Below are 13,152 nucleotides of genomic sequence, written 5' to 3'. Positions count from 1 at the left end.
TCGGGGCCCGGACCGGCGCCGGCGGCCTCGGGCGGCCGCCCGCACAGGGGGAGGGGCAGGCGGCCCCCGGTGCGCCCGGAGGGGCGCGGGGCGTGGCCGAACGTGTGCGTAACGCACATGATCGCCGATCTCGGCGATATCCGTTCAAAAGGCCCGGGCGTCGCTACGATCAATGCCGTTCGCGCTCAGTTCTTCCCGATGGAACGGATGGACGTGCCTGATCCGCTGGAGTGGGAACGGGTTCTGATCGGCGGCGTCATCGTGCTCCTCGCCCCCGTGCTCGGGGCGGCGCTGCGGATGCTGTTGGGCAGGCTGTCCAAGCGGGCCGAGGACACCCCGTGGGCCTGGGACGACCTGACGATCCGACTGCTGCGCGACCTGGCCGTGGTGCTCACCGTGGTGGCCGGGGCGTGGGCGGCGACCCTGACCGTCCGGTTCCAGCCGGGGGTCCGCAACGTGATCGCCTCCGTGCTGGTCGCGGTGATCATCCTGGCGGTGACGCTGGCGCTCGCCCGGATGGCGGCCGGGATCGTCACCACCATCGTCCTGGCCAGGTCGGGCGTCTCCCAGTCGGTGACGATCTTCGCCAACATCACCCGCGCGGTGGTGCTGGTGGTGGGCGTGCTGGTGCTGCTGCAGAGCATGGGCGTGTCGATCACCCCGATGCTCACCGCCCTCGGCGTGGGCGGTCTGGCGGTCGCGCTGGCCCTCCAGGACACCCTGGCCAACCTGTTCGCCGGAGTGCACATCCTGGCCTCCAAGACCGTGGTGCCCGGCGACTACGTGCGGCTGACCAGCGGTGAGGAGGGCAACATCGTCGACATCAACTGGCGCAAGACCACCATCAAGACCCTCTCCGACAACCTGGTGGTGGTGCCCAATTCCCGGTTCGCCGACGCCATCCTCACCAACTACCACGGCCCCGGCTCTGAGATGAGCATCCTCATCCAGGCCAAGGTGGCCTACGACAGCGACCTGGACCGGGTGGAGAAGGTCGTCGTCGAGGTCGGCCGCGAGGTGATGACCGAGGTCGAGGGCGGCGTGCCGGACCATCGGCCGCTGGTGCGCTTCCACACCTTCGGCGAGCACAGCATCGACTTCACCGTCATCCTGCGGGTCCGCGAGTACGACGCCCAGTTCCTGGTCAAGCACGAGTTCATCAAGCGGCTGCACGCCCGGTTCCGGAACGAGGGCATCCAGATCCCGCTGCCCACCCGCAGCATCGTCCTGGACGGCGAGTGGACGCCGTCGCTCCCGGCGCAGCGGACGTCCTGACGGATGCCCACCTCGCGCACCGCGTTCTGGTCGGTCACGCTGATCGTCCTGGCCGCGCTCAACCTGCGCCCGGCGGTGACCACCGTCGGGCCGCTGCTCACCGCGATCCAGGACGACCTGGATCTGTCGGGGGCCGAGGCCGGGGCGCTGACCACCCTGCCGGTGCTGTGCTTCGGCGCGGCCGGTCTGGCGGCCCCGGCGCTGCGCGGCCGGATCCGCGAGGAGACGCTGCTGGCGCTGAGCATGGGCCTGCTGGCGGCCGGACTGCTGCTGCGCGTCGGCCCGGTCCCGGCCACCCTGTTCGCCGGCTCGCTGATCGTCGGGGCGGCCATCGGGATCGGCAACGTGGCGATGCCCGCCCTCATCAAACGCGACCATCCGACCTCGGTCACCCTGGTGACCTCGCTGTACTCGACCGCGCTGACGGTCGGGGCCGCGGTGAGCGCGGCGGTCGTGGTGCCGATCGACCAGGCGCTGGCCGGCGGCTGGCGGGTGCCGCTGGCCCTGCCCGCCGCGGCCGCGGGCGCGGCGCTGCTGTGCTGGCTGCCGCGCGTCCGGCGGCGCGACGGGGAAGGCGGCGGGTCGGCTCCGGCGGGCCCCGCGCCCGGGCTGTGGCGCAACGGACTGGCCTGGCAGGTCAGCGCCTTCATGGGGCTGCAGTCGCTGCTGGCGTACGTGGTGTTCGGCTGGCTGCCGACGCTGGCGCAGGACCGGGGGATGGGCGAGGCCGACGCCGGCCTGCTGCTGGCGGTCACCTCGATCGTGCAGGCGGTGGGCTCGCTGCTGGTCCCGCTCGCCGACCGGCGGCTGCCGGATCAGCGCGCCCAGGTGGCGGTGGTGGCGGCGCTGACCTTCGTCGGGTTCTGCGGCCTGGCGTGGGCGCCGCTCGGGCTGATCTGGGCGGTCGCGGTGGTGCTCGGGCTGGGGCAGGGGGCGGTGTTCGCCCTGGCCCTGTCGTTCCTGGGGCTGCGCGCCGGCACCCCGGCGATCGCCGCGCGGCTGTCGGCGATGGCCCAGGGCACCGGCTACCTGATCGCCGCCACCGGCCCGTTCGTCGTCGGGCTGCTGCACGACCTGACCGGCGGGTGGAACGCGCCGATGCTGTTCGTGCTGGCGATCGTCGTCGCCCACCTGTTCCCGGGGCTGGCCGCCGCCCGCGACCGCACCATCGGCTGAGCGGCCCGGTCGGTCCGTCCGCCGTCGCGGAGCGGGGCCGTCGGCCCGGCGGCGCCGAGCGGCCCCCTGCGGGAGCGCGTCCCGGGGGCGTTCCACAGGCGGCGGGACGCGCCGCCCCTCCGGCCCCGGCCGCGCACCGCTCAGGTGCGGGGGAGGCTCTCGATGGCCCCGATGAGCAGGTCGAGACCGAAGTCGAAATCGGCGTCGTAATCGGGATGCAGCAGCTCCCGGGCCGCGCCCACCACGTGCGGGAACGCCTTCGGATCCACCAGCTCGGCGACCCGTCTCCGCTCCTCGGCGATCTGCCGCAGCGTGGCGGCGGTGTTCGCCTCGTTCATCAGCGTGCCGATCACATAGGCCATGAACGTCCGCATCACCTGCACCGCGGTGCGGCCCCGGAAACCGGCCTGTTCGGCGATGGCCAGCATCTGCTCGATCACCGGCAGCCGCCGGGTCCAGATCATCGACCGGGACAGCACCACCGACATCGACCTGGGATGGCGGTGCGCCGCGGCGCGGAACGCGTGCGCCAACCGGCGCGCCCGGTCCCGCCAATCGGCCTCCGGCGCCGGATCCACCTCCAGCCCGCCCAGGATCCGGTCGGCGATCCCGTCGAGCACGGCCTCCTTGCCCGGCACATGGTTGTAGAGCGACATCGCCGCGACGCCCAGCTCGGCGCCGATCCGACGCATCGACAGCGCCTGGGCGCCCTCCCGCTCGATCAGCTCGATGGCCGTCGCGATGATCCGGTCGTGGGTCAACGGCGCCCGGACCGGGGCGCCGGGGACCTCGGTCGGGAGCGTGCCGCCACGGGTCTGTTTCGCCACCTGCCGCCTCTCCTGCACCGCTGTCGGGACGTCCCCACACCGTATTCGCGTCGTGCCGGTCACCGCGCCGGTGACCGCGCCGATGATCGCGCCGGTGAGCGCGCCGGGATTCGCCTCATGCCGCCGCCCGGCCCTCCGCCACGGCGTAAGCGCCCCCTTGCCGTACTTACGACGTAAGTGCCATGCTGACACTCAGCGACTTACGCCGTAAGCGGAAGGAGGGTCATGAGCGTCCAGACGGCCGCCCCCGAGACCGGCCGGGCACGGCGGACCGCGGTGATCCGCTGCCGGGACGGCGATCACACCATCGCGCTCACCGAACGCGAACCGGTCGCCGAACGGCTGATCGCGATCTCCCGCAAGCGCTCGTTCGACCCGAACGTGGACGTGGACTGGGACGCCCCCCAGGACCCGGACGTGTTCTACATGCCTCCGCAGCTGGTCTCGTTGTACGAGACGCCGCTCTGGGACCGGATGACCCATCGGCAGCGGGTCGAGCTGTCCAAGCGGGAGGTCGCCGAGATCGCCTCCTTCGGCATCTGGGCCGAGCTGCTGTTGATGAACATCCTGCTCAAGACCGCCTACCGCTTCCGCTACGACAGCCAGCACACCGCCTACGCGCTCACCGAGGTGGCCGACGAGTGCCGCCACTCGATGATGTTCGGCCGGATGGTCCGCGCCTTCGGCCTGCGCACCCGCCGCCCGATCCCCATCGCCTACCACCTCGGCAAGATCGCCGCCGGAGCGCCGTACCTGCCGCTGCAGATGTTCGCCGGGACGCTGGTGGTGGAGGAGTTCACCGACTCGCTGCAGCGGGTCAGCATGGCCGACGAGGAGATCCAGCCCCTGGTCCGGCAGGTCTCCCGGATCCATGTGATCGAGGAGGCCCGCCACATCAAGTACGCCCGCGAAGAGCTCAAACGCGCCGTCGCCGCCTCTTCGACGGCCCGGCGCAGATTCGCCGCGATGGGCGTGGCCCGCTTCACCTCCTGGATCCCCCGCCTGGTCATCCACCCCTCGGCCTACGCCGCGGTCGGGCTGGACCCCAAGGAGGCGCAGCGGGTCGCGGCGGCCAGCCCGCACCGTCGCGCCGTCTGGGCCTGGTCGATGCGCCGCTGCACCCGGTTCTTCGACGAGGTGGGGCTGCTGGACGGGCCGGCCCGGCGGATCTGGCGGCGCGCCGGGCTGCTGCCCGACGAGCCGCCGCAGATCTTCTGACCTCTCCCGGCCCGGGCGCGCCGCCGGATCCGGAGGCCGGGGCGTCCGGGCCGCGGGGCGCTCACCCCGCGGCGGCCAGGGCCTCTTCGTCCAGTGCCCTGCGCAACGCGGGCACCGCCGGGCCGGAACGAGCGGTGAGGGCGGCGATGCGGGCGCGGTGGCGACGCCGCTCACCGGGGGTGATCACGGTGTGCAGCCGCCCGGCCGCCGCCAGCGCCAGCGTCGCCGCGTCGTAGCTGTTGACGTGCGCCACCGGCCGGCCTCGCAGCGCCGACGACGCACGCCCCCACAGGTCCTTGACCACCCGCGGGTCGTGGACCTCCACCTCCTTGCAGGGGATCAGCCCCAGCAGCCGGCGCGACCGCACCCGGATGAACCCCTCGGCCTCCAGCTCGGCCTGCACGGCCTTGACCATCGCCCGCTTGTCCTTGCCCACCCAGTACTGCCACCGGTGCGGCCGTGACGCGCCGATCTGCGCCAGCAGCCCGTACGGGTCGTCGCCGGGGGTGCCGAGCCGCGGCCGGCGCTCGCCGACCAGACGGCCGTCCAAGTACAGCTCGGTCAGCGCGGCGGCGCGCAGCAGATGACCCAGCCGGCCGCGGGCCGTCATCCGGCCGCGCCGCAGGTCGTAGGCCAGCAGGTAGACCCTGCCCGGCAGGGAGTCGGGCACCTTGACCATCGCTACTCCTCGTCCTCGCCGTCGGGGACGCCTCCGTCATCGGTCTCGTTCTTGCGCGGGCGGCCGGGACGCCGCATCCGCCCGGCGTCCCGGGGCATCCGCCCGGCCTCCTGCAGGGCCTTGCGCAGCAGGAACTCGATCTGCGCGTTGGTGCTGCGCAGCTCGTCCCCGGCCCAGCGCGCCAGCGCGTCGTGCACGGCCGGGTCGAGCCGCAGCAGGAGCTTCTTGCGTTCCCTGGGCAATGGTCCGCGTCACTGGTAGAGGGTCCCGGTATTGACCACAGGCTGGGCGTCCCGGTCGGCGCACAGCACCACCAGCAGGTTGCTCACCATCGCCGCCTTGCGCTCCTCGTCGAGGTCCACCACGTCGTCCTCCTCCAGCCTGGCCAGTGCAAGCTCCACCATGCTGACCGCTCCCTCGACGATGCGCTGGCGGGCGGCCACCACCGCGCCGGCCTGCTGACGGCGCAGCATGGCCTGGGCGATCTCGGGGGCGTAGGCCAGCCGGTTGATCCGCGACTCGATGACCCGCACTCCGGCGGAGGCGACCCGGCTCTGGATCTCCTCCGAGAGCTTGGCGGTGATCTCGTCGGCGTTCTCCCGCAGCGACAGGGTGTCGGCCGAGTCGTAGGGGAAGCTGCCGGCGATGTGCCGGACCGCGGCCTCGGTCTGGAACGCCACGAACTCCACGTAGTCGTCCACCGCGAAGCAGGCCCGCGCGGTGTCCTCGACCTGCCAGACCACCACCGCGGAGATCTCGATCGGGTTGCCGTCCAGGTCGTTGACCTTGGCCGGGCCGGTCTCGTGGTTGCGGATCCGGGTGGAGACGCGGCGCCGGATCGTCAGCGGGTTGACCCAGCGCAGCCCGTCGGTGCGGATCGTGCCGCTGTAAGAGGAGCCGAGCAGCTGCAGCACCCGGGCCTCGTTCGGCGCCACGACCGTCAGCCCGAGGGCCAGGACGAACCCGACGGTGGTCAGCAGCAAGCCGACCACCAGCAGCGGAACGCCCGCCGTGCCGAACGTGGGGATGGAGCCGCCGGCCGCCGTCGCGCCGATGACGATCAGCGCCAGCGAGATCACCAGCATCGGCCAGCCGTTGCGGTCCCGGGCCGGCCGCTCGGTGATCGACGAAGTGGGGGCGGAGACGTCGGTCGCCGTCATGGAGTCCTCCTTTACCGTATGGCATCAGCATAGCAAAGTGATATCACTTTTTGCCTCCTCGGTCCGCCCCCCGATCCGTCTGCCGGCCCGCCCGGGCCGCCGAACGCCCCGCCGCCCTCCGAACCGCCACCGGCCGCCGGGTCCGGGCCGCCCGGCCTCGGTCGGCTCCGCGTACCGTCACCGCCGCCCGGTACCGTCGGGGCGACGCCCGGGACGTCTGGATCGAGGAGCCATGGAACGCGAGCTGACCCTGATGGCGGTGCACGCCCACCCGGACGACGAGGTGCTCGGCACCGGCGGCGTGCTGGCCCGCTGCGCCCGAGAGGGGATCCGCACCGTCTTGGTGACCTGCACCAACGGCGAGCAGGGGGACGGGCCCGGCGGAGTCAAGCCCGGCGAGCCCGGCCACGACGAGGAGGAGGTGCGCCGCCGTCGGCTCGCCGAGCTGCACGAGTCGGCCGCCTGCCTGGGCGTCCGGCACGTCGAGCCGCTCGGGTACCGCGACTCGGGAATGGCGGGCTGGGCGGCCAACCGCGCCCCCGACGCGTTCGCCAACGTCCCGGTCGACCGGGCCGCCCGGCGCCTGGGGGAGCTCATGGAGCGGTACCGCCCGCAGGTCGTCGTCACCTATGACGAACGCGGCGGCTACGGTCACCCCGACCACATCCAGGCCCACCGCGTCACGATGGCGGCGGTCGAGCTGACCGGCGTCCCCGACAAGCTGTACTACACCGCCGTCCCCCGCGAGGGCGTCCGCGAGATGTTCGCCCGGGTCCGCGCGCTCGGCATCGACCTGGGCGACGGGGAGCTCCCCGACGACTTCGGCGTCCCCGGCGAGCGGATCACCACCGTGGTGGACGTCGGCGCCTACGCCGACCGCAAGCGCAAGGCCCTCCAGGCCCACGCCAGCCAGGGCGACAGCGCCTTCTTCCTGCGCCTCCCCGAGGAGGTGCAGCGCATGGCCTTCGGCACCGAACACTTCATCCGCCACCCCTCCTCCCGCGTCCGGCCCGCCGTTCCCGAGACCGACCTCTTCGCCGGCCTCCGCTGACCCGACGGGACCGCCGCCCGGCGGACGGGAAGGACGGGGCGCCGGCGCCGGGGCGATACGGCCGTACCGCCCCGGCGTTCCGCGCCCGACGGCCCCGGGAGGGACGGGACGGCGGGCGCAGGACGGTCAGTCCGGCAGGAGGGAGGGCAGCTCCCGGGCGTGGGCCTGCAGATAGGCGGCGAGCGGAGCGGGGAACAGATCGAGGGCCGCCAGCGCCTCGGGACGGCACGGAACGCGGACGACCTCATAGGAGCCCTTGGCGGGATCGTCGAACTCGGGACCGTGCCGGCGGGACAGATCCAGCGAGAGCAGCCGGCAGACGTAGAACGTGCTCAGATAGTGCAGGCCGAGCCCCTGCTCGAAGTAGGAGAAGACCTGGCGGAGCGGCCCCGCCGTGGCGCCCAGCTCCTCGTGGAGCTCACGGCGCAGGGCCTCCTCGGGGCCGGCGTCCTCCGGCTCGATCTTGCCGCCCGGCGTCGAGAAGTACGGCTTCAGCCCCGGCTTGACCCGGCGGAACAGCACCAGGTCGTCGTTCTCGTCGAGGAGCAGCGCGCGCACCGCGTGCCGTTGCGGATGCGCCGGCTCCTCGCTCTGCGGCAGCGGCCGGCGCAGCACCAGCCGCCGCTCGAACCCGCCCCGCTCGGCGGCCTTGGCCCGGCGCATCCGGTCCAGCTCCTCGGCGGACACGCCGTGCGCGGCGGCCAGCGCGTACACGACCTCCACGACGTCGGCGAGCTCCCCCGGATCGTCGGCCGCCGCGTACTCGCCGGCCTCCTCCAGCAGCTTGGCCCGCAGGAACGCCCGGTACTCGCCGTCCGCGGCGGCCCGCACGTCCGGGCGCTCCCCGGCGGACGCGATGAGCTCCGGGATCCGGTCCCGGACGAGCTTCTCCACCATCGCCTCGCGCCGCGGCCGGGGCTCGGCCAGCGTCCCGCCGCGCCGCTCCACCGCCTGCGCCCACTGCACGGCGACCGCGGCGACCCGCACCAGCGCGGCGCGCAGCCGCTGCGGATCCCGCTCGGTCAGCGCCTCGAAGACCGTCTCCAGGAGCACGTGCCGCCAGCTCGGACCGCCTTCGGCGGCCGCCTCCTCCCGCTCCCGCCTGGCCTCCTCGGCCCGGTGCCGCCACTCCTCTCCCGTGCCGTCCGGAAGGTCCCGCACGCCCCAGATCTCGTCCTGTGCGGCGCGCTCGGCGGCCACCTCCGTCAACACCCGGCCCAGCGACCCGCGAACCCTGTCGGCACTGCCCATGGGCCCAACGCTAACCACCGGACGGGGCGTTCGCGCGCGGTTCAGCGGCGGGCGCGACGCCGGCCGCGGGCGGACCTGGACTTGCGGCGGGCCTGCCGGGCCAGCGCGTCGAGGCGCTGCCGGGCCTGGGCGCGGGACATGCCCGGCAGCCGGGCCGGCAGCCCCTCGGCCAGCGCGGGCGGCGCCTGGACGGCGCCGTCCTCCGCCACGGTGACCTGCTCGCCCGGCCAGTCGCCGAGCAGGATCGCCGAGAACGCGCCCGGATGGCGGGCGAGCAGCGTCTGGATGCGGCCGGTCTCCTGCTCGCACTCGGCGACCAGCAGCAGGCGGGGCTCCCGCCCCGTCGAGGCGGAACCGTCACGGATGGTCAGCTCGGTCTCCAGGTAGGCCAGCGCGGCGTCCAGCGTCCCGGGCAGGAAGAGCCGGTCGAGGGGCTCGTCCAGCAGTTCGTCCTCGGCCAGCCCGAACAGCACCGCCGCGTCGGGCCGGGGCAGCACGACCAGCAGCGGCTCCTCCGCCCGCTCCACGGTCGCCAGCGTGATCATCCGGACGGCGGCGGCGACCCCCTGGCCGGTGAGCGCCAGCACCGGGACGTCGAACGGGTCGGGCACCCCGGTGTAGGAGACCGGGGCGACCGGTGCGGGCGACGACGGAAGCGTCAGCGCCGCGCCCCCGGACGCCGTCGCCAGCGCCCGCTGCCGGACCGTCAGCCCGATCGCCGCCACCGGGAGCAGCAGGATCAGCAGTCCCAGCAGCGGTATCGGCGGCAGCGGCAGCGGAGCCTCCTCGACGATCGCCCGCGGCGGCGGGTCGCTCGGCGTGCGGTGCGCGGCGGTCCCCTCCGGCGTCGTCGACGGTGCGGCGGGCGAGGGCGTGGGCCGCGGGGTGCGTTCCGCCCGCCGGGGCCGGGACGGCTCCGGCGCGGTCACCGCGCCGCTTCGATCGCGCTCCCGCGACGGGGCGTCGGACCGACCCTCCTCGCCCCGCGACGGCCGCCACTCGTGCGGGGGCCGTTCCCGATGCCGCCGGTCGGGGGCGTGGCGCTGGTCGTGGCGCGGGCCGTACCGGGGGTCGTACCACGGCTCCTCGCGTGAGGAGCGCCAGTCCTCCAGGCACGCCTCCCTGGCCCGAGGGCCGAAGAACCATCCGTATCTCTCGCAGGTGCGCAGCTTCTCGCGCTCTCGGTCCCGGGGGTGATAGTCGGCATGGGCCGGCGGAACGTGACCGAGCACGACGGCGGCGACCAGCGCCGCGAATCCCAGCGACCCGCATCCTCGCCGAAGGGCGCGGCGGATCCACCCGGTGCCTGTGGCATCTGCGATGAAACGGCTCATCATTCCCTACGGTGGCGTCAAGTAATCGTGAGAGCGCTGATCGTACACAGCATGAGACGCTCACAAGCCCCGGTTGGATTACTCCCAGCAACCGCTTCGCCACATCGCCCCTCCGCACGGCCCCTGTGGCGCCCGCGGTGAGACCCGGCCGGCCCCGTGCACGGCCCGCGGCGGCCGAGCCTCCGTCGGCGGCGATCAGCCGGAGCGGGTGGGGAGACCCGCGCGGTCGGGGACCACCCGGGGCAGGGCGCGCAGCCAGCCCTCCAGGTCGCTCGGCCACCACCGGCCGGCCGACAGGCGGGCGAGGACGTCGGCCACCCGGGCGACGGAGGCGTGCGCGGGGACCACCCGGGCGGGGGCCGCGCCGGCCAGCACGCCGAGCCACCAGTGGCGGCGGGTCGGCGACATGTCCTCCGGGTCGAGGACCACGTAGTAGTCGGGGAGCAGCAGGCGTTCGGCGCGCAGATCCGCCAGGGTCCGCTCGATGACCGTCTCCAGCGTTCCGGTGACCGCGGTCCCGTCGAAGAAGTCCGCCCACGCCTCGCCGACGTCGGCCAGCGGATCCGCGTCGTGCACCACGTACGTCGCGCTCGTCCGGGTGATGTGGTCGGTGAGCTCGGCCGGCGTGCGGTCCCCGCGGGTCAGGGCCCGCACGTTGTGCAGGCCGTCGAGCCCGGAGATCACCTTCTCGGCGCCCTCACCGGCGATGACCACCACGGTGCTGGACAGCCGTCGCATGGTGTGCAGTCTAGGCGGGACCCGGCCGCGGCCCGCAGGCCGTCGGCGGAGCGGGTGAGGGGCGGATTCCGGCCGCGGCGGGCGAGGACGCGTGTGAAGACGTGCGCGAGGACGCCGATACGACATGCGGCGGAGCGGCGGCTCCTTCCCGTGCGGAGAACGGAATCACGATCACGGCGTCGCCGAGAAGTGAATATTCCATTGAGGGTGCCGAATGCCCTGATTACCGTCATGCCGGACGGGGCTCGGAAGGAGAAGGGAGAAAAGGGTGCGGCGCTGGTGGTCGACCGGGATCGCCGCGGTGATGCTGGTGTCGGCGACCGCGTGCGGCGGGGGCGATGACGGCGGCGGCGGTGGCGAGGGGAAGAGCCGGGCGGCGGCCGTCCGGGTGACGGTGCCGCCGGGCGGGTGGCCGCAGCCGGTGAACGGGCGGGTCACCGAGAGGATGTGCGATCTGCTCACCGACGCCGACTACCAGGAGTACGGATATCCCCAGCGGCCCTTCGAGAAGAAGGAGATCGACCCGAACAACCCCGACTGGGCGGTGTGCACGAGGAGACTGGGGGGCTCTTCCTTCTCGATCGGGTTGCGCCCGTCCGCCGAGCTGGCGAAAAAGGAGTTCCAGCAGAGGCTGCAACAGCACAAGGACCTGATGTTCCAGGATCACCGGCAGATGATCCTGGCCACCGATCTGGTGCCGGGGGCCGATGAGAGCTGGTTCGACTACTCGGCGTTGGAGATCGCGGTCAGGGATTTCGACGAGTACGAGATCCTGGTGCGCCGGGGCTCCCTGCTGTTCTCCATCGTGCTGACCATGGACCCCAAGCGCGGCGGGAAGGATCCCAAGACCACGCTCGTGGGGTTGGCGCAGCGGGTCCTGCAGCGGTTGCCCGGCGTCGGGACGCGGGACACCGGACAGACCCCGACCGTCGTCTACGAGCTGCTCGGCAACGGCAGCGTCTTCACGATCAACTACTGGGATCCCGGGGTCCGTCGGCTCGTTTTCCGCAACAACGTGAAGCTGCCGTGGCGTCTGAAGCGGACCTTCGACCCCCGGCAGGCCGAGCTGGACGGCCCGTTCAGCGTGTCGGGAGGCGCGTTCCTGGGGTCCGATCCCCGGGGGGTGCGCTGCCGCATCCTCATGAACGGCCGGGTCGTCGCCGAGAAGTCCCACCCGCAGTTCGTCGGCTGCGACTACCGCTATCCGGGGTGACCGCTCCACGGCGGGTCGAGCGACGCCTCGAGCCCGGTCCGCGGCCGAGGTGCTCGGAGCGGGCCCCTCCTCGCCGGCCGCGGCGCCGTGAGCCGGGAGGGGCGTGATCCGGCCACGATGGGTGAGGAATCCGATGCGATTCCGGCGGCGGCGTTTCCCGTGCCGCGCGAAGGCCCGAACCGTGATCGAGATGTGACCGGCCGGATGCATATTCCGTCCAGATTGCACAATGGCGGGGATTACCGTCTGTCCGGGCTGAACGCTGGAAGTGAGGAATTCAGGCGTGATGCGGCGTTGGTGGTCGGCCGGAATCGCTGCGGTGATGCTGGTGTCGGCGGCCGCATGCGGCACCGTCGGCGGCGACGGCGACGACGGCGGCGGGAAGAAGAGCCGGGCGGCGGCCGGCGAGGTGACGCCGCCGCCGGGCGGGTGGCCGCAGCCGGTGAACGGACGGGTCACCGAGGAGATGTGCGACCTGCTCACCGACGCCGACTACGCCCGCTACGGGCATCCGCAGCTGCCCTACGAGAGCAGGGAGATCAGCAGGCAGCAGCCCGACCGGGTCGTGTGCCTGCGGACAGGGGGCTCCACGTTCGAAGTGGCGTTGCGGCCGACCGTCACGACGGCGGAGCTGGAGTACAAGGAGACGCTGCGCAGCCACAAGGAGCGGATGCTGTCGGACAGGCGGCGGATGATCCTGGTCACCGATCTGGTGCCGGGGGCGGACGCCAGCTGGTTCGACTACGCGACGCTGGGGGACGAGGACCGGACGTTCCTCGAGTACGAGATCCGGGTGCGCCGAGGACGCCTGCTGCTCGCCATCACCATGTCGGTGAAACGCGAGCACGAAGGGCAGGACCCCAAGACCACGCTCGCCGGCCTGGCCCAGCGGGTCCTGGAGCGACTGCCCGGCGTCGGGGCACAGGACGCCGGGCAGACCGCGACCGTCGTCTACGAACTGCTCGGCACGGGCACGGCCGAGCGGGTCACCTACTGGGACACCGAGAGCAGCGAGCAGGTGCAGCGCACCGGGGTGCGCCTGCCCTGGCGCCGGAAGCTGTCCTTCGACCCGCAGGCGGCGAAGACCGTGCCGTTCACTCTGAACGGCTGGCGCAAGGACCCCCTCGCCGGCGTGATCCGTTGCCGCATCAGCGTGAACGGCCGTGTCCTCATCGAGGATGTCAACACGATGGGCGCCAACTGCATCGCGCTCTATCAGGACTGACCCGG

General features: G+C 73.0%; 13 protein-coding genes. 6 read left to right on the top strand and 7 right to left on the bottom strand.

The genetic code is table 11. The features are described from left to right. The first annotated feature begins 207 nt into the window (after positions 1 to 207). Both EIO00_RS09865 and EIO00_RS09860 read left to right on the top strand, forming a co-directional pair. Entirely contained in the window at positions 208 to 1,275 is a 1,068-nt protein-coding gene (locus EIO00_RS09865) for a mechanosensitive ion channel family protein (RefSeq protein WP_175596174.1), read from the top strand. Positions 1,276 to 1,278: 3 nt separating this feature from the next. Further along, on the top strand, positions 1,279 to 2,451 hold the full coding sequence (locus EIO00_RS09860; RefSeq protein ID WP_140177408.1) for a CynX/NimT family MFS transporter: 1,173 nt from the start codon (positions 1,279 to 1,281) through the stop codon (positions 2,449 to 2,451). 140 nt (positions 2,452 to 2,591) lie between these two features. On the opposite strand, the gene EIO00_RS09855 is transcribed toward EIO00_RS09860, so the two are convergent. Further along, positions 2,592 to 3,278, bottom strand: coding sequence for a TetR/AcrR family transcriptional regulator (locus EIO00_RS09855; RefSeq protein ID WP_241661247.1), 687 nt, complete (start codon positions 3,276 to 3,278; stop codon positions 2,592 to 2,594). Positions 3,279 to 3,503: 225 nt separating this feature from the next. On the opposite strand from EIO00_RS09855, the gene EIO00_RS09850 reads away from it, so the two are divergent. Beyond that, positions 3,504 to 4,496, top strand: a complete 993-nt coding sequence (locus EIO00_RS09850) for an AurF N-oxygenase family protein (protein WP_140177406.1) — start codon at positions 3,504 to 3,506, stop codon at positions 4,494 to 4,496. Between the two features lie 61 nt (positions 4,497 to 4,557). On the opposite strand, the gene EIO00_RS09845 is transcribed toward EIO00_RS09850, so the two are convergent. The 3 genes from EIO00_RS09845 to EIO00_RS09835 are packed head-to-tail and all read right to left on the bottom strand — an operon-like array spanning position 4,558 to position 6,335. Then, positions 4,558 to 5,175 (bottom strand): GOLPH3/VPS74 family protein, encoded by a 618-nt coding sequence (locus EIO00_RS09845; protein ID WP_140177404.1) that lies wholly within the window; start codon positions 5,173 to 5,175, stop codon positions 4,558 to 4,560. Positions 5,176 to 5,177: 2 nt separating this feature from the next. Beyond that, the gene (locus EIO00_RS09840; RefSeq protein ID WP_140177402.1) at positions 5,178 to 5,417 is read right to left on the bottom strand and encodes a type II toxin-antitoxin system antitoxin; all 240 of its coding nucleotides are present in this window, start codon (positions 5,415 to 5,417) and stop codon (positions 5,178 to 5,180) included. Between the two features lie 9 nt (positions 5,418 to 5,426). Beyond that, on the bottom strand, positions 5,427 to 6,335 hold the full coding sequence (locus tag EIO00_RS09835) for an SPFH domain-containing protein (protein WP_140177400.1): 909 nt from the start codon (positions 6,333 to 6,335) through the stop codon (positions 5,427 to 5,429). Between the two features lie 232 nt (positions 6,336 to 6,567). Here EIO00_RS09835 and EIO00_RS09830 point away from each other — a divergent pair, with 232 nt between their 5' ends. After that, positions 6,568 to 7,386, top strand: a complete 819-nt coding sequence (locus EIO00_RS09830) for a PIG-L family deacetylase (RefSeq protein WP_140177398.1) — start codon at positions 6,568 to 6,570, stop codon at positions 7,384 to 7,386. Positions 7,387 to 7,512: 126 nt separating this feature from the next. Here EIO00_RS09830 and EIO00_RS09825 read toward each other — a convergent pair whose 3' ends face one another. The 3 genes from EIO00_RS09825 to EIO00_RS09815 all read right to left on the bottom strand — a co-directional run bounded on the left by EIO00_RS09825 (position 7,513) and on the right by EIO00_RS09815 (position 10,709). Continuing rightward, a complete protein-coding gene (locus EIO00_RS09825; RefSeq protein ID WP_140177396.1) occupies positions 7,513 to 8,637 on the bottom strand; it encodes an NUDIX domain-containing protein in 1,125 nt (374 codons plus the stop codon). Between the two features lie 41 nt (positions 8,638 to 8,678). Further along, a complete protein-coding gene (locus EIO00_RS09820) occupies positions 8,679 to 9,971 on the bottom strand; it encodes a hypothetical protein (RefSeq protein ID WP_140177394.1) in 1,293 nt (430 codons plus the stop codon). Positions 9,972 to 10,166: 195 nt separating this feature from the next. After that, positions 10,167 to 10,709 (bottom strand): hypothetical protein, encoded by a 543-nt coding sequence (locus tag EIO00_RS09815; RefSeq protein WP_140177392.1) that lies wholly within the window; start codon positions 10,707 to 10,709, stop codon positions 10,167 to 10,169. Positions 10,710 to 10,977: 268 nt separating this feature from the next. Between EIO00_RS09815 and EIO00_RS09810 the strand changes: the two genes are divergently transcribed. Continuing rightward, a complete protein-coding gene (locus EIO00_RS09810) occupies positions 10,978 to 11,922 on the top strand; it encodes a hypothetical protein (protein WP_140177389.1) in 945 nt (314 codons plus the stop codon). 283 nt (positions 11,923 to 12,205) lie between these two features. After that, positions 12,206 to 13,147: a hypothetical protein gene (locus EIO00_RS09805; RefSeq protein ID WP_140177387.1), complete on the top strand. Its 942-nt coding sequence runs from the start codon at positions 12,206 to 12,208 to the stop codon at positions 13,145 to 13,147. Positions 13,148 to 13,152: the final 5 nt, after the last annotated feature.

This window comes from Thermomonospora catenispora, from assembly GCF_006363815.1.
Lineage (GTDB): Bacteria > Actinomycetota > Actinomycetes > Streptosporangiales > Streptosporangiaceae > Thermomonospora > Thermomonospora catenispora.
Note: the sequence above shows the minus strand (reverse complement) of the source record. Positions and strands in the feature narration are given on the sequence as shown.